The sequence below is a fragment of the Vibrio sp. 11-4(1) genome, from assembly GCF_013048625.1.
GTDB classification, from domain to species: domain Bacteria; phylum Pseudomonadota; class Gammaproteobacteria; order Enterobacterales; family Vibrionaceae; genus Vibrio; species Vibrio diabolicus.
Genome location: NZ_VHSY01000001.1, coordinates 481057 through 496543, shown reverse-complemented (window position 1 = coordinate 496543; position 15487 = coordinate 481057). Strand labels below are relative to the sequence as shown.

The window sequence follows — 15487 nt, the reverse complement described above, 5'->3', positions numbered from 1 at the left end:
CTGCTAATAAATAAAACATCAGGTTATTGTCTGGTTTTAGGGGCGTAGAATGATTAGGATTATCGTATATGTATAGTTTGTAAGCGTATGTAAGCCTGCTTTTTATTAAAATTATCATTTAAGTGGGTTGCGCAGTATAGGACGAGCGATATACTCCCTCCATCATATTGGTGGAGTAAATGATTCATGGTGGGCAATACAATCTTACTGGTAGAAGACGACTCTGAGATTGCTCGATTAACCAAAATGTACCTCGAAGTCGAAGGCTATACAGTAACTGTTATCGATAACGGTCAAAATGCATTAGAAACGATTAAGGAACTCAAGCCGGACCTAGTGCTGTTAGATTTGATGTTACCAGGAAAAAATGGCGCAGAAATATGCCAAGAGGCACGTAAATTTTATCATGGGATTATCATTGTTTTGACTGCAACCGATGATGAAATGAGCGAGGTGAGTTTATTTAAGTTCGGTGCTGATGATTACCTTACCAAACCGATAAAAGGCAACATCCTTCTCGCCCGTATTGAAGCGGCGTTGCGTCGCTATCGTCGTCAAGTTGATACCGTTGAAGAAGAAAAGCTGAGCCGATATGGCATTAGCCTTTGTCTTCGTCGCTCCCAAGCATTTTATTTGCAAAAAGATATTGGTTTAACGAGCTCTGAGTTTGAAATTTTAGAGCTCCTGATGCTGAATGTCGATAAGCCAGTATCTCGTGAATCATGTTGCCGTCTTGCCAGAGGCATTGAATACTGCATTACTGATCGTTCGATTGATATGCGTATATCCTCACTAAGGAAGAAATTCTCTAAGGCTCATATCCATACCGCTACCATTAAGACCATACGTCACCACGGCTACATGCTGACAGGTAAATGACGCATGTTTTCCCTGTTTACTCGTCTATATATGGGGTTAGTTACTGGCCTTGCGCTGACTGTTGCTTTGTTTCTCTTTATGGGGGAAGAGTACATGCGCAAAACAGAAGTCGGCGTTTTTTTGAGTGATGGTGCTTATTTTGTCGATCAATACATTGAGCAACGAGGCACTCCGGATTCTCTCTACAAGAAGTTAACCGAAAACGGCAAGCAAGATTTCTTTATCTTTGATTTAACATTGGTTGAAAACTGGGACGGATTACCGCCTTGTCGAGATTGTAAGCTGCTGTACCGAATACAAGGGATACCTGTTTATCTTATTGATGGCAGTACCTATGCTGCGGTATTCCCTTTACCTAACACCTCGAAGAGTTTAGTTTTCAAAGAAAAAACGGATTTCTTTAGCCCAGATGTTGATTGGAATGAAGATTCTGAGATTGTATTTATACTGACTCTACTTTTGGTTGTTGTGTGCAGTTTAGGTGTCATGGTTTACATACCTGTACGACGTCTTGACCGCCAAATTCGGCAACTAACGGCTGCACAACAACAATTTGGTTCTGGTGAGTTGAATACGCGAGTCGATCTAAAGCAATTTTCGCAACCTGTGAAAGAGCTCGCCCAAGGCTTCAACTGCATGTCTGAAGAGATTGAGAGACGAGTACGCCAAACCCATATCTTTACTCAAGCTATTCCTCATGAAGTGCGTACTCCGCTGAGTCGTATTCAGCTAGCGACGGATTTAGCTCGACGCACGAGTGGTGAAATGCAGGCTGAGTTACATGACGATATTGAACGATACGTTGATGTAGTGACGGATTTAACGTCCGACATTGTTATGCTGTCTCGCTTGAGTGTGAAAAACCACTCTTGGGTCGATTCTGTTGAAACCATGGAACTGCCACTTTGGTGCAAAAGCCGTATGAATTACCTAGGCTTAGAGTCCGCCATGTTGAGAGCGGAAAATGAACTCGCGAACCAATTGATTCACTTTCAGCCTACTTTGGGTAACCTCGTCCTCGATAATTTACTGCAAAACGCCAAGCGTTACGGTGAATCCTGCGTTGAGGTGACGATTCGAATGGTAGCGGATTGCTAGAGCATCGATATTGAGGACGATGGTCCGGGCGTACCTGAAGCGATGCGAGAAGAAGTATTTATGCCATTTTCGCGTTTAGACAAAAGCCGCAACGCCGACGTGAAAGGCTTTGGTTTAGGGCTTGCCATCGCTACCAGTGCAGCGAGGCAATTAGGTTGGGAACTTTCTGTCGGCGAGAGTCACTTAGGCGGCGCACGTTTTACGGTGCTTATTCCTGCCAACGATTAGAGTAGGCACTGCGGTAGTCTGGTTCAGCGATACCTTCATACAAATCTTCACAAGCTTGCAGTGGACCTACGACAGTTCGGTAGGGTAGGACACCTGCCCAAACAGGAATGTCCATGTCTTCCGCATCGTCGTTGACGCCAAAATTGCTGATTTTCACAGATGCCTCTGTGAGTGGGATACGCAGCAGCATGGTGGCTTTGAGCTCTTTTTCATTACTCAAACGGACTTGTTTTGTTCTCCCTGGAGCGATCTGTTCGATAAAGTGATTCAGCAATCTGTCTTTTTCTTGGTCATCCTCCACCATCTCAAACTGGCCAAAGACCACGGCGCTACGATAATGCGCACTGTGGTGAAACGCACTTCGAGCCAATACCCAACCATCAAACAAAGTAAAGGTTAAGCAGGTTTGCACTCCTTGTTTGAGTGAGCGTAACAGTCGACTGTTGTTGGCACCATGGATATACACGTAATCACCCACACGCCATGCCAGCATAGGGATGACCACAGGGCCTGACTCGTTGGTTATCGCAATATGAGCGATTAGGCTTTCATCTATGATGGCGTGCAGTTTGCTAACATCAGAGACTGCTTTATGTGCGCCTTTCTTAATTTCCGTTCTATTGGTGTTGGATAGCATTTTCTCTCCTTGTTTGCTCACGATTACGAGCGATTGATCCTCATTCTTTGATTGCAATGTAGCGTTTAACTGGTAGCTTAAAGAGAGCCACTTTTAACTAATGGATGGATCCAGTTTGTCTTTGATTGATACCGGTGACCTGCATTTAAAAGACAGTGATGGAACGCGTCAGCAAGCGTTGTTTTTTGCTATTCGCAAGAAAATTGTTCAAGGATTGTGGGTGAAGAATGGGAAATTGCCGTCTACGCGAAAGCTTTCACAAGAGCTTAATCTAAGTAGGAATACCGTGATTTCTGCCTACGAACAATTAGTGGCGGAAGGGTACTTGAACAGCCAAAAAGGTTCTGGCTTTTATGTTGCCGTAGAACTGCCAGAGCAGTACTTGCCTGAACCTAGTTCAGTTCAGAGAGACTCATCACCGAAAGCTCACTTTGATATCAACCGCGCATTTGCACCGGGTGTGCCGGATTTGGACGCATTTCCGATGGCGCAATGGCAAAAGTTACTCACTCGCCACATGTCCCGCACCTGCTTGCTAGGGAATCAAGATATTCAGGGCAGTTGGGCATTGCGCTGTGCTTTAGCTGACTACCTTGCATCAAGCCGTTCAGTAAATTGCTCCCCAGAGCGCATCATTATTACCTCTGGGGCACAGCAAGCGTTGTCAATCGCGACGATGGTAGCTCTAAAACAAGGTGATAAGATTTTGATGGAGCAACCGGGTTACGCGCAAATGCGGAAGTTGATTCAGTTCCAAAACTATCAATTTGAGCCTTTGTTCGTAAGAGAGAAATTAGGCTTTGATGTGGAAGCTGTGACCTCAAGCGATGCCGATGCGCTGTATATCACACCAAGTAATCAATATCCGATGGGTACCACACTCAATACCGAGCAAAGAGGGAAGATCATCAACTGGGCGGTCGAGCAATCAAGTTGGATCATCGAGGACGATTATGACAGCGAATTTCAGTTTGCTCATCGTCCCTACACCAGCTTACAGGGGCTAGCAGCTCAAATGGGTCGAGATGATCGCGTGTTGTATGTGGGTTCCTTCAGTAAAGTGATGTTTAACGGATTGCGGCTTGGCTACCTTGTGGTTCCTGAACGTTTAGTAGAGCAATGTTTGGTGGTTAAAGATGCGTTAAGTGGTGATTCACCGACGCACACTCAAGAAGCGTTGGCAGATTTTATTACCGAGGGTGGGTTGTTGCGCCATATCCGAAAAATGCGCCGACTATATAAAACCAAGCATGAACAGATGCATTTATCCATTCAACAGCATTTTGGCGGTAGGGTTTGTGTCGTTAGCCAAGCGGCGGGGCTTCATATTACGTTGAAATGGCAAAACGGTATGGATGAGCTGCGTTTTACAAAACTGGCAGAGCATGAAGGGATCATCTTGCGACCTTTGAGCTATTATGAACATCCAGGTTTCCAAGCACGTTACTGGCATGGTGCCGTGCTTGGTTACGGTAATATCGCGTTAGAGAACATAGACGCTGGTATCCAACGTTTAGCCCAAATTTTTCGACATGGGAAGCGGTGACTATTCAACTGCGCGTGTTTGTCGTTTATGTCGCCACTGTTTCCAAGGCAGTAAAAGTAGAGTGAAAATGCCAAGTGCATAAAACATTGACCAGCCTAAACATATAAAAACAGCGGTACAAAGCAGTAGAGAAAGTCCCGCAAGCGCTTTACCAAACCCACGAAGCAATTTATAAGCGGCTAACATCGCCAACATGTAAACCAGAACGAATACACTGTTTGCGAGTTTTAGGAAAAACTCCAGATCGAGCTGTGATAGGGTTCCTATCACACAAGATATCAATAATATGCCGCCAACTAATATAGTGGCTGAGAAAGGGACACCGCGACGTGAAATCTTGGCTAGTGGACTAGAAGGACGATGTTCACGAGCTTGAGCCCAGACCATTCGCGCTAGACTCTGTGTATATAAGTTAACGCTCGCGAAACAAGCAGAGAAACCTATCAAGCTGATTATCCATTTGGCTCCATCGCCTAGTAGTAAGGCACTAAGCCAGGGGATGGATGCGTTATCAAATTGAGCGTTACCATACGCGCCAAATTTTAAAATAACGACAGAGCATGCCCAATAGGTAGCCCCCGCTACAAAACAACCGACCACAATGGCAATAGGGAAATCTCTTTGAGGGTTTTTGAACTCTTCCCCCATATGGGCAAAAGCCTCGATGCCAACAAAACACCAGAACATCACGCCAAGCGCTGCGGTAATAGGCCAAATTGACTCTTGTGTGATAGCTGGCATCACGAGATCGGCGCTGTTAACGTCACCTTTCCATAAAAATGTGCCAACGAGCGCAAAGACACTCAAAGCAATAAGAGTTTGTAAATGACCTGATGACTTAGTGCCCATCAAGTTGACGAACACAAGAAGTAATACCGTTAGAATTTGTGCAAACAGATTATTGCTAATAGGCTCTGGCAATATTTGCTGTAGGAAGCCTGCGGCGAGTGCAATCGCGGCCGGAACCCCTACCGGAATGACACTAACAAATAGCCAAGCTACACTACTTTCCAGCTTGGCGTTAAATGCTTTACGCACAAAAAATGCGGTTCCGCCCGCGTTGGGATATCGCTTGCCTAGCTGGGCAAAAGTCAGCGCAATAGGACAAATGGCGATGAATAATAAAATCCAGGCCCATAGTGAAAAATGACCCGCTATGCCTGCTGCAATGGCTGGTATCATAAAAAGCCCCGTTCCCATTAATGTTGTGGATAGTTGGGCGATACCGGATGTGAGTGAAATGTCTTTTTTGAGCTGTTCCATGCTAATTGATTCATCCAATGTTGTAGGACTTATGACGAAAACGCTTGTGGCTTCTAATTATCTCATTTATTGGAGTTTAATGAGCCCGCTAGTGCGCTGAGTGCATAAGAAGCGTATTTGATTTCAATGCGTTATCGCTCTTTTATTTGAATGGATAACGGTGCTCATCTCATGCTTACCAAATAGCATATCCAAAATCTTAATAACAAAATGATTTACTGAACCGTCAATATGACGGTTGTTTTAAATATTTCCAACAAAATGTTGGTTTCTTATGCAGTTAGAATCGGTATAGAATGAGAAAAATAAGGAAAGCTTGGTAAGTATATGGACAAGTTTGATCACAAGATTGTGGATCTTCTCCGACACAACGCTCGGCTGTCGGTGACTGAAATTGCGGATAAAGTGAACCTTTCTCGTTCTGCGGTGACGGCTCGTATTCGTAAGCTAGAACATGACAAAGTGATTCTCGGGTATCACGCTGAAATTGCCTCTTCAGGCGGGGACTCGATTTGTGCTTATTTTGCTCTAAAGTTCGATAAATCTACATCCACGTATTATTGCGAATCATATGCCGACGAACTATACAAAATCGATGGCGTAAAATGGTGCCATGCAATCAGTGGTGAAACGGATATGATGGTTTTTGTCGAAGTACCTACGATGACTCGTTTGAACGAAATCAGAGATCAAATTCAACGTTACCCAGAGCTAAGGCACCTCATGACTCATACCGTTTTAGCTGAGTTCTTTAATACGACTGGCAACCAGTTTGTGAAATAAGCATCATGGGTGCCATTATTTATTAAACCTTCTTGAGCCGGTATGTTAAACAACATCAATTTGAATCTACTTAGGTCCTTGCATGTACTTTTAGAAGAGTGTCATGTCAGCCGAACTGCAGAACGTTTGCACATTACTCAGTCTGCGGTTAGCCGACAGCTTGCACAATTGCGCGATCTGTGTGGTGACCCACTGCTTATTCGTCAAGGTAATCAGCTGATACCAACCCCGCGAGCAATAGCATTAAAATCAAAGCTTGATGCGTTACTGGCTGAGTTTGACCATTTACTCGATGACAAACCTTTTGAGCCGCAACTGTGGCAAGGCGAGCTGGTTATTGCCTCAAGTGATTACGTGGCACAATACGTTTTGCCCGATATTGCATCTCACTTAGGTGAACAAGCACCACAATTGGATTTGGCGTATCGACTGTGGCAACTAGATTTTATCGATAAGCTTCACGAGTTAGGAATCCATCTTGCTTCTTCTATGTATCCCACTCAGCCTGAAGGTGTATCTAGCATCAATATTGGTTCTGATAAGTCAGTTTGTTTGATGAAGGCGTCTCACCCTTTAGCTGGTAAGGCTTCGATTTCTATAGAGGACCTCATCAGTCATTCGCATATTCAAGTGACGGGTGGGGGAGACAAAGACTCAAGTACTGATATGGCACTAAAAGACAGGGGGCTGATGCGTCATGTTACCTTTAAAGTGCCTTTTTTCTCTGCGGCGGTAAATCGTTTGGTCTCAAGTGACCACTTGATGGTAGTTCCGGAGCACATTGCAAATAATTTGGCCAAGCACTGGCCTTTGGTTCATAAAGCGCTTCCTTTTGAGACACCTACCCATGAATACTGGCTGATGTGGCATCCTAAATACGACAATGATCCAGCTCATCAGTGGGTGCGAGAGCAAATCCACGCGGTGATGAAAATATCGGAATACTCCATCCATTAAGTTATGATTTTAAATCATGACTTTTATGCGAAACTTTTATTTCAAATTATAGCTCTTCAATTGATAGATTGAGTTCAAATGGAGAGAGGTTATTTATGACACTAACAGTTTGGTTATCACTTTTTACCGTGTGTTTACTCGGCGCTATGTCACCTGGGCCTAGCCTAGCAATTGTGGCAAAACATGCTTTGGCTGGTGGACGCATCAATGGTTTGGCAACGGCTTGGGCACACGCTTTTGGAATTGGCGTTTATGCCTTTATCACGCTGATTGGCCTCGCTGTTGTTTTGCAGCAAAGCCCGATGTTGTTCAAGACGATCAGCCTTGCAGGCGCGGCATATCTTGCATATTTAGGGTTCAATGCGCTGCGTTCGAAAGGCGGTGTGGCGGCGAAGTTGGAGTCAGGCGAGGAAACAACGGTAAGCCAGTCTGCTCGAGAAGGTTTTTTTATCTCGATTTTAAGTCCTAAAATTGCTTTGTTTTTTATCGCATTATTCAGTCAGTTTGTAGCGCTAGGTAATGATTTGAGCAATCAAATGATCATTGTTGCTACACCATTTGTTGTGGACGGGCTTTGGTATACCTTTATCACCCTAGTGTTATCAAGCTCTAAAGTGGTGGACAGAATTCGTTCTAAAGCAGTGTTAATTGATCGTTTGTCAGGGATTGTTCTCATGCTATTGGCACTTCGAGTGGTCGTAACCGTATAAATTTGCAAAGACAACAAAATATTAAAGGCAGCCCGGATGGCTGCCTTTTTCTGCTCTCAGTAAACCCTCATATAATTTACGTAATCTTGACGCCAAATGCTGCTAAAGTTAATACTATCAATAGTGTTACTTTGGTTCACATTATCATTTGTAGTAAGCGCAGCTTTCCAACGCACTGTTATAATTAGAACGAGAGCCACTTAACGTTAATACTAACAGTGTCGCATATTAAGTCGAGAATGCTTTATTGGGTAAAACGGACTTTCCTCTTACTTATCCTATGAAAGGGGTAGAGACTTCATGACCGTTTAGAAGGTGAGAGAGCAATATGCAAAGAATAGTAAATCTAGCTCTAGTAGTAATTTTGACCAGTGTTTGCAGCGTTGCTTGGATATTCCTTTCAACAAAGAGCATATGGGTATTTTTTGAACTGTTTGTATTCACGATGCTTGGTTTTGGGCTTTTGTACGCGCTACTACAAAAGGTTGATCCTCAGCACTTTGACTTCGTTTTAAATCACATAGAAGAAATAAAGAGAGAAGGCAGAGAAGCTTGCCAAAATGGGACCCCGAAAGAATCTAACCCATACTCTGGTGTTGATGGTGATTTGTGGGAGGCTGGCTACACAGCCTCTCACAACACAAAGATAAAACAATAAGCCGCTAGTTGCTTATTTGACGTTGTGCTTTTCAAAAAAAAGCACCCTGCCATTGTAAAGACAGGGTGAAAGCAAGAAGTTTCTCAGGAGCTGTCGGGGGAGAGAAACTTATATAAATTCTATTTACTTATCGGCGAACCTCTTCGAACTCACCTTCAATAGCATCGGCTTTACCAGTATTGAATTCATACTCTTCATGCATTTCTTTCTGCATTTTCTTCACGCGCTTCTCAATACGTTTGCCTGTAATTAATGCTGCGATGGTCAACGGAATCGCAATGATCAAGCTAAATACTAATGTAAAAAAGCCCGTAATCAGTGCCAGTGCGGTAACAATAATCCGATTCATAATCATGACCTCTCTGTAATTTATGTGTTCAGATTAATGCTGTGAACATGAACAAAACATGAATGATAGTCTTCACTTTGTCCGGAGAGTGTCAAATGAGCGAAATGAAAAAACGCCTGAGGGTGATCAGGCGTATAAACGGGGAAAAATATTAGTAATGCGCTTCGCGCTTATTATTTAGAACAAATATGAGATATTGTCCGTTACGCTATGTGGTTAACGTTGTGGAGCAAAGTTCACCTATCGAGGGAATGTTTGGTAACGAACACCCATCATTTGTTCCATACAGTGCACAACTTGGCAGCTGTAACCGAATTCGTTGTCGTACCAGATGTAAAGTACGCAACGTTTGTCTTGTGCGATAGTCGCTTGACCATCCACGACGCCTGCATGGCGAGAACCAACTAAGTCAGTTGATACAATTTCTGTTGAATCGGTGTAGTCAATCTGTGCCGAAAGCTCAGAGTTCAACGCCATTTCACGCAAGTAATCGTTCAGTGAATCACGGTCTACGTCTTCACCTAAGTTTAGGTTAGCGACTGCCATCGAAACGTTTGGTGTCGGTACGCGAATTGCGTTACCTGTTAGCTTACCAGCTAGCTCTGGCAGTGCTTTTGCTACTGCTTTAGCTGCGCCAGTTGAAGTTAGAACCATGTTCAGAGAAGCACTACGTCCACGGCGGTCACCAGAGTGGAAGTTGTCGATCAAGTTTTGGTCGTTTGTGTATGAGTGCACGGTTTCGATGTGACCAGAAAGGACACCATATTTATCATTCAGCGCTTTAAGAACCGGCGTGATTGCGTTTGTGGTACAGCTCGCTGCAGAGATGATGGTGTCATTTTCTTGAATAACTGATTCATTTACACCGAATACAACGTTTTTGATATCGCCTTTACCTGGTGCCGTTAGCAGCACTTTCTCTGCACCTTGACACGCTAAGTGTTGGCTTAGGCCTTCAGAATCACGCCAAACACCTGTGTTATCAACAACAAGCGCGTTGTTAATACCGTAAGCAGAGTAGTCTACTTCGCTTGGATTGTTTGCGTAGATGATTTGGATGTAGTTACCGTTAACGATCAGAGCTTTACGTTCCTCATCGATCACGATGCTACCGTTGAACTGACCATGGACTGAGTCACGACGCAGTAAGCTAGCACGCTTCTCTAAATCGCCTTTTTTACCGCCACGAACCACAATCGCTCGTAGTCGTAGTGGGTAACCTGGGCCACTTTTCTCGATCAGAAGGCGAGTTAGTAGTCGACCAATGCGACCAAAACCGTAAAGAACTACATCACGCGCTTTCAATGAAGAGTCTGCATCGCGTGCGCCATCAAGTGCAGTGATAAGGAAATCATTTAGAGACGCAGTATCGTCATGCTCATTCCAGTACTTAGTTGCCAATTGGCCAACATCGACACGACACGAAGAAATGCTCATTTCACATAGCGCTTGAATGATAGGCATTGTGTGCTCAAGTGAGAGTGGGCTGCCTGTATAACGTCTTGCAACGCGATGAGTTTTGAGAATGTCTATAGTAGTAGCATTGATAAGCGTTTTACCAAACAGAACCACTTCGATTCCTTTTTGACGATATAGCTTACCAATTAGAGGGGAAATAGATTCAGCAATCGTTTGGCTAGTTTGCCAGTCTTGGAGATATTTCTCTGGACTCATTGTTGTATTAGACCTTTCACGTTTTTGGGGGCTAACCATACTCTCTGCTGTTGCCTCTTCGGCAGCGTGCAAGAGTGTGGTGGGTTATGTAATCGGGTTGTAATAGTTATGTGTGCGGATTCTAAGGTCGGAGCCCTTATTCTGCTAGGAAAATTAAATCCAGTGTAAAACACTAGTTAAGGTCGTGTTAGTGGTGAATTAATGTGACTAAAGCGGTGGTTTTCACGTATTGACATTTAAAAAGTCATCCACTTTTTTCGCGATGATAATGTGTGTTTTCAAATTAGTTTTGTTGTCACTGTGAATTCGTTTGCATTTTTGTGTGATTTGTCTCGATAAGGCAACGAAATAGGTGAACATATGGTTTGGAATTTTATGAAAAGTGATGTGCATCTTAGGTATGAGTGAAACTTCACTGTTTGTACTCAGCTTGAAGATCAAAAAGTATGATTCGAGTCACAATTACCATTTCATCGGCCGATGGCGAAATAAGCAGAAAGACCATGGCTTTGGTAGGTGAATGTTGTTTTAAAGTAACCATGTCTTATATGCCTTTCAATGCTAGAAACTAGTCTAGTATTAAATAATCGGATGAGATCAACCATTGGGCTGATGGATGTTGAGATTATCAATAAAAACACGCTTAGCACTCCTCGCACTATTACCCACGGTGGTGATAGTGGTTTTTGCAGTTCAGCAGTTTTCTGACAATGCGTTGCGCGTAAGCCGTCTCAATCAAACGGTAATCAATATCCAAGGTTTCCAGTTGATATCCCAAGCCTCTCATTTTATTTACTCCATAGAGAAAGCACGCCGCCAGCCTACGCTTCAAGCATCAGCTGCACTTAATATAGAAGAACAAAACGGTGTTATTTCTTCCATGCATCAAAAATTCGTCAGTAACCCCAATACCGCTGAATATGCTGATGAGCTGAAAGAGGCCATGCTAGGGGTATTATCAGGTAGGTTGGACGAGATGGATGACCTGGGCGATTGGGCATTTCAACTGCTTCAAAATATGTCGCGCTCTTTGCTACAAAATCATCAGTGGTATGGTAGTGAGGACGGCATTCGAATGCAGAATTTTATTGCTTACCTTGCTCAGCTGTCTTTTTGGACACAGAAAGAAGCATGGTTGACGCATCGCCTAGTTCAAGATCCTAAGAGTCGGTTGAGTCAGAGCCTGTTTTTTCAGGCTATTGATCGACAGCAGCAAAATTTGGATGCGTTTTTAAATTTAGGAGGGTCATACGATCAAGTTGATAAATTGCTAGGCTTGTTTACGTCGCCGAGATATCAGAGAAATTTGGCATCTCGTGGGCGATTAATGTCAGGGGACATGTCACGTAGTGACTATGAAGCGTATTTGAGAGAACTCGATTTCCGTGTGCAACGCTTGCAAGTACTCATTGATGGGTTCACGAAACAAACAGAGCAGTCGCTCCTAACACAAGTTCATGAACAAAAGACCAATATTGCGATGATTACCTCTGGCGTTGTTTTGGTTATCGTCATGCTTTGCTGGCTTGGCTTTGGCACTTGGTTTCGGGTTAATAGCAAACTAGATGCGATTATTCATACCTTAACGGCGCTGATCAACGATGAAGAGAAACAGACGAAAGTCAAAGTCGATGGCAGTGATGAACTGACGATTTTCGCTCAGCAAGTGAATCGAGTGGTTGAAGAAAAGCAGAGACAAACAGACGAAATACTCCATGCTAAAGAGTCAGCAGTGTCTGCTAATCGCGCTAAATCAGTATTTCTTGCCAACATGTCGCATGAAATACGTACCCCCCTAAACGGTATTATGGGCATGACGGAGATACTCTCTCAAAGTGAGTTATCTTCCCATCAACAAGAAGTCGTTGATGACATTGACTCTTCATCTCAAACATTACTTACCTTGCTTAACGATATTTTGGATCTTTCTAAAATCGAATCTGGTCGACTGGAGTTGTCGTTAGTCGAGGCCGATATCCGAGAGGTGGTGTACCAGTCGATGGTTTTATTTCAATCCAAAGCCACATCTAAACAGCTAGAGTTGGGGATTAACTTAGCTGAAAACATTCCAACTCGAGTGATGGTTGATGATCATCGCATCAAGCAGGTTATCACGAATCTGGTATCGAATGCGGTCAAGTTTACCGAAAGCGGTCATATACGTGTTGATGTCAGTTATGACGAGTTACCGGAGAAAGAGTGCGGAGTGCTGATGTTTAAAATCGAAGATACCGGGATAGGCATTGAACAAGATAAGTTAACGACGATTTTTGAACCCTTTACTCAGGAAGATGAAGGGGTGTCGAGGCAGTTCGGCGGAACGGGACTGGGATTGGCAATTTGTCGTCAACTGGTATCCATGATGGGAGGGCAGCTTATAGCGACATCCACAAAAGGAGTGGGCACATGCTTTGAATTCTCTATTGAGGTTGATGTTATTCCGGTGTTTGGCTGGCGCTCGGACGTGATAAATAAAGGGCTCTTGATCTGCACAAATTACGATTACGCTGATCAACTTTTGAAAGAGTGTCGATTAGCAAAAATTAATCTCTTTGGTGCGAATAATGTTAATGAAGTAAAAGCAATAAACGATGACTTTGATGTCATATTTCTGTGCCATAGTGACGACTCCAATACGGATGAAGCCTTAGATGAATTGTCACTCAAATATGATCTTCGTCGTGTGATTATTTGTCAGCATCATCTATCCACTCCCTACGACAATGCAGAAAGAGTACATGCTGTACTCACATTGCCTTTTCTTGGCAATCGATTTAAGCATGTCATTGACGACTTAGCGAAGGTAGAAAAAACCATTTCAAGTGACGCTGTCACTAATGGTGTTCCAAAGTCTGAATATCGAACGTCGCGCTCTCACAGGAGGATCTTAATCGCGGAGGATAACTTGATGAATCAGAAAATCGCGAGTTTCTTTCTGGATAAAGCAGGGTATGACTATTTGATAACAAGCAATGGACAAGAAGCGTTGGAAGCCATCACAAAGGGAGAAGAATTCGATGCAATTTTAATGGATTGTATGATGCCTGTGATGGATGGACTGACCGCGACGAAAGAAATTCGTCGTTGGGAAAAGAAATCAGGGCGTGAGAAAACGACCATTATTGCGCTCACCGCGAGTGTTTTGGAAGAAGACATTCACAACTGTTTTGCTGCAGGTATGGATGCTTATTTACCTAAGCCTTATAAATCGAATCAGCTATTTGAGCTCTTTAATGAATTAAAACTCGCCTAAATCGATAACATTTCAAGACGATAAAGCCCCAATCAAAGGGGCTTTATTTTAACCATGCATTGTCATGCGTTTGCTTGAGCGCCAGCGAGTTTACGTATGGTTTGTCGATAGGTTAGGTAAGCGGAAATGCCCGCCAGAATGTTGCCGATACAAGCGCCTAAAAGTAGACCTCGGATTCCCCCCATTTGAGCGCCAACCCATAAGCAAGGAAGGAAAAAGACGAACAAGCGTAGCGCTGAAATGGTGAGCGCGGTGTAAGACTTACCTAATGCATTGCAAAGGGAAACCATCAACATACATACACCTAGTGAACCTAAGCTGATGGGAACAATCAGCAAATGCATTTCTAATACTTGCTCTACTTGAACATCGCTGGTCATCAGTAGTGCAAGTGGGTTTGCGACGGCAAACGTAATGGCTGCGATCAAAAGTTGAAAGCCCAGAATGAATTTTACGGCAATACTGACTAGCGATTGGATATCTTGGTAGTTCTTTGCGCCAAGTAAGCGCCCGACCATTGGGGGCATAGACATTGTCAGCGCTAACACCGAAACGATAGCAAAGAATTCGTAGCGTGAACCGAGCGCCCAAGCGGCGACTGCTGCGGTCCCGAAGCTTGCCAACAACTTTGTTGCTAACATGGACGACAACGGAGGCAGCAGTTGGCTGATCATCGCAGGTCCCATGATGTTACCGATAGACGCAACACTTTTAGTTACGTTGAGGTCTTGCCATTGTGCTGTTGCCCAGTGATTCTTCTTTACGCGAGGCGCGACGACTAAAATACCAAACCCAAAAGCAACGATGGTTGCTATTGCGGCCCCGTTAATACCCAAGTCAAACGTGAAAATAAATAGTGGATCGAGCACAAGGTTCACACCGCTGGTCACCATCATCATTGTGCCAGGCAACATGGTGTTGCCGTTAGCTCGGCAAATACTGTAGTAAAAATATAAAACCGCGCCAGTCCATGAACTTAGCAGCCACCAAGGCCAGTAGCTGTCGATAATTGGCATCACAGACTCTGGAGCACTTAATAGAGATAAAATGGGGTAGCGCAAAAGCCAAATTAGACCTCCAAAAACGGCTACACCGATTGAGCCAATCATCAAAACTAAGCCACCGAGCTGTTTGGCATAACGACTTTCATTCGCACCAAGCGCTTTAGAAATGACAGCAGTCGTGGCGATACCTAAACCGACTTGAATGCCGATAATGACCATTTGCAACGGAAGAGTAAAACCTTGAGCGGCCAAAGGTAAAACGCCGAGCTGACCGATAAACGCACTATCTACAAGCTGAAAGCTCATTAAAGATAGAACGCCAAATAGCATTGGCCAAGTCATCGTAAATAATTGTTTTGCAAGTGTTGGTTGTGTACTTGTCGTAGTTGAGGACATAGAAAGCTGAATGCGTTAGGAATAAGAGTTGGATTGATTGTACACGGCGCTT

General features: G+C 43.8%; 11 protein-coding genes and 1 pseudogene. 7 read left to right on the top strand and 5 right to left on the bottom strand.

The window, feature by feature from the left end:
* Nucleotides 1–186: 186 nt before the first annotated feature.
* Both FKN16_RS01980 and FKN16_RS01975 read left to right on the top strand, forming a co-directional pair.
* On the top strand, nucleotides 187–879 hold the full coding sequence (locus tag FKN16_RS01980; RefSeq protein ID WP_046875870.1) for a response regulator transcription factor: 693 nt from the start codon (nucleotides 187–189) through the stop codon (nucleotides 877–879).
* Between the two features lie 3 nt (nucleotides 880–882).
* Nucleotides 883–2205, top strand: a pseudogene (locus FKN16_RS01975) (ATP-binding protein).
* Here the strand turns inward: FKN16_RS01975 and FKN16_RS01970 are convergent.
* Nucleotides 2186–2842 (bottom strand): pyridoxamine 5'-phosphate oxidase family protein, encoded by a 657-nt coding sequence (locus FKN16_RS01970; protein WP_170901879.1) that lies wholly within the window; start codon nucleotides 2840–2842, stop codon nucleotides 2186–2188. The pseudogene FKN16_RS01975 and the gene FKN16_RS01970 overlap by 20 nt on opposite strands.
* A 100-nt stretch (nucleotides 2843–2942) precedes the next feature.
* On the opposite strand from FKN16_RS01970, the gene FKN16_RS01965 reads away from it, so the two are divergent.
* Nucleotides 2943–4388 (top strand): PLP-dependent aminotransferase family protein, encoded by a 1446-nt coding sequence (locus FKN16_RS01965; protein ID WP_170901878.1) that lies wholly within the window; start codon nucleotides 2943–2945, stop codon nucleotides 4386–4388.
* Here the strand turns inward: FKN16_RS01965 and yjeH are convergent, their stop codons facing one another.
* A complete protein-coding gene (gene yjeH, locus FKN16_RS01960) occupies nucleotides 4389–5651 on the bottom strand; it encodes an L-methionine/branched-chain amino acid transporter (protein WP_170901877.1) in 1263 nt (420 codons plus the stop codon).
* Nucleotides 5652–5978: 327 nt separating this feature from the next.
* Here yjeH and FKN16_RS01955 point away from each other — a divergent pair, with 327 nt between their 5' ends.
* The 3 genes from FKN16_RS01955 (at nucleotide 5979) to FKN16_RS01945 (ending at nucleotide 8101) form a co-directional block, all read left to right on the top strand.
* Complete coding sequence (locus FKN16_RS01955) at nucleotides 5979–6434, top strand: Lrp/AsnC family transcriptional regulator (protein WP_005396378.1); 456 nt, start codon at nucleotides 5979–5981, stop codon at nucleotides 6432–6434.
* Between the two features lie 42 nt (nucleotides 6435–6476).
* A complete protein-coding gene (locus FKN16_RS01950; protein WP_104972357.1) occupies nucleotides 6477–7391 on the top strand; it encodes a LysR family transcriptional regulator in 915 nt (304 codons plus the stop codon).
* A gap of 95 nt (nucleotides 7392–7486) precedes the next feature.
* Nucleotides 7487–8101 (top strand): LysE family translocator, encoded by a 615-nt coding sequence (locus tag FKN16_RS01945; protein ID WP_048624827.1) that lies wholly within the window; start codon nucleotides 7487–7489, stop codon nucleotides 8099–8101.
* Between the two features lie 785 nt (nucleotides 8102–8886).
* Here FKN16_RS01945 and FKN16_RS01940 read toward each other — a convergent pair.
* Both FKN16_RS01940 and FKN16_RS01935 read right to left on the bottom strand, forming a co-directional pair.
* The gene (locus tag FKN16_RS01940) at nucleotides 8887–9108 is read right to left on the bottom strand and encodes a hypothetical protein (RefSeq protein ID WP_005397748.1); all 222 of its coding nucleotides are present in this window, start codon (nucleotides 9106–9108) and stop codon (nucleotides 8887–8889) included.
* Between the two features lie 240 nt (nucleotides 9109–9348).
* On the bottom strand, nucleotides 9349–10782 hold the full coding sequence (locus FKN16_RS01935; RefSeq protein ID WP_074190481.1) for a glyceraldehyde-3-phosphate dehydrogenase: 1434 nt from the start codon (nucleotides 10780–10782) through the stop codon (nucleotides 9349–9351).
* Between the two features lie 616 nt (nucleotides 10783–11398).
* Here FKN16_RS01935 and FKN16_RS01930 point away from each other — a divergent pair.
* Nucleotides 11399–14035 (top strand): ATP-binding protein, encoded by a 2637-nt coding sequence (locus FKN16_RS01930; RefSeq protein ID WP_170901876.1) that lies wholly within the window; start codon nucleotides 11399–11401, stop codon nucleotides 14033–14035.
* 62 nt (nucleotides 14036–14097) lie between these two features.
* On the opposite strand, the gene FKN16_RS01925 is transcribed toward FKN16_RS01930, so the two are convergent.
* On the bottom strand, nucleotides 14098–15435 hold the full coding sequence (locus FKN16_RS01925; RefSeq protein ID WP_170901875.1) for an MATE family efflux transporter: 1338 nt from the start codon (nucleotides 15433–15435) through the stop codon (nucleotides 14098–14100).
* Nucleotides 15436–15487: the final 52 nt, after the last annotated feature.

Coding starts and splice junctions, on each gene's coding strand:
- FKN16_RS01935 (WP_074190481.1), bottom strand. CDS start 10,782: ATGAGTCCAGAGAAATATCTCCAAGACTGGCAAACTAGCCAAACGATT.
- FKN16_RS01940 (WP_005397748.1), bottom strand. CDS start 9,108: ATGAATCGGATTATTGTTACCGCACTGGCACTGATTACGGGCTTTTTT.
- FKN16_RS01980 (WP_046875870.1), top strand. CDS start 187: ATGGTGGGCAATACAATCTTACTGGTAGAAGACGACTCTGAGATTGCT.
- yjeH (WP_170901877.1), bottom strand. CDS start 5,651: ATGGAACAGCTCAAAAAAGACATTTCACTCACATCCGGTATCGCCCAA.
- FKN16_RS01945 (WP_048624827.1), top strand. CDS start 7,487: ATGACACTAACAGTTTGGTTATCACTTTTTACCGTGTGTTTACTCGGC.
- FKN16_RS01950 (WP_104972357.1), top strand. CDS start 6,477: ATGTTAAACAACATCAATTTGAATCTACTTAGGTCCTTGCATGTACTT.
- FKN16_RS01930 (WP_170901876.1), top strand. CDS start 11,399: ATGTTGAGATTATCAATAAAAACACGCTTAGCACTCCTCGCACTATTA.
- FKN16_RS01970 (WP_170901879.1), bottom strand. CDS start 2,842: ATGCTATCCAACACCAATAGAACGGAAATTAAGAAAGGCGCACATAAA.
- FKN16_RS01925 (WP_170901875.1), bottom strand. CDS start 15,435: ATGTCCTCAACTACGACAAGTACACAACCAACACTTGCAAAACAATTA.
- FKN16_RS01955 (WP_005396378.1), top strand. CDS start 5,979: ATGGACAAGTTTGATCACAAGATTGTGGATCTTCTCCGACACAACGCT.
- FKN16_RS01965 (WP_170901878.1), top strand. CDS start 2,943: ATGGATGGATCCAGTTTGTCTTTGATTGATACCGGTGACCTGCATTTA.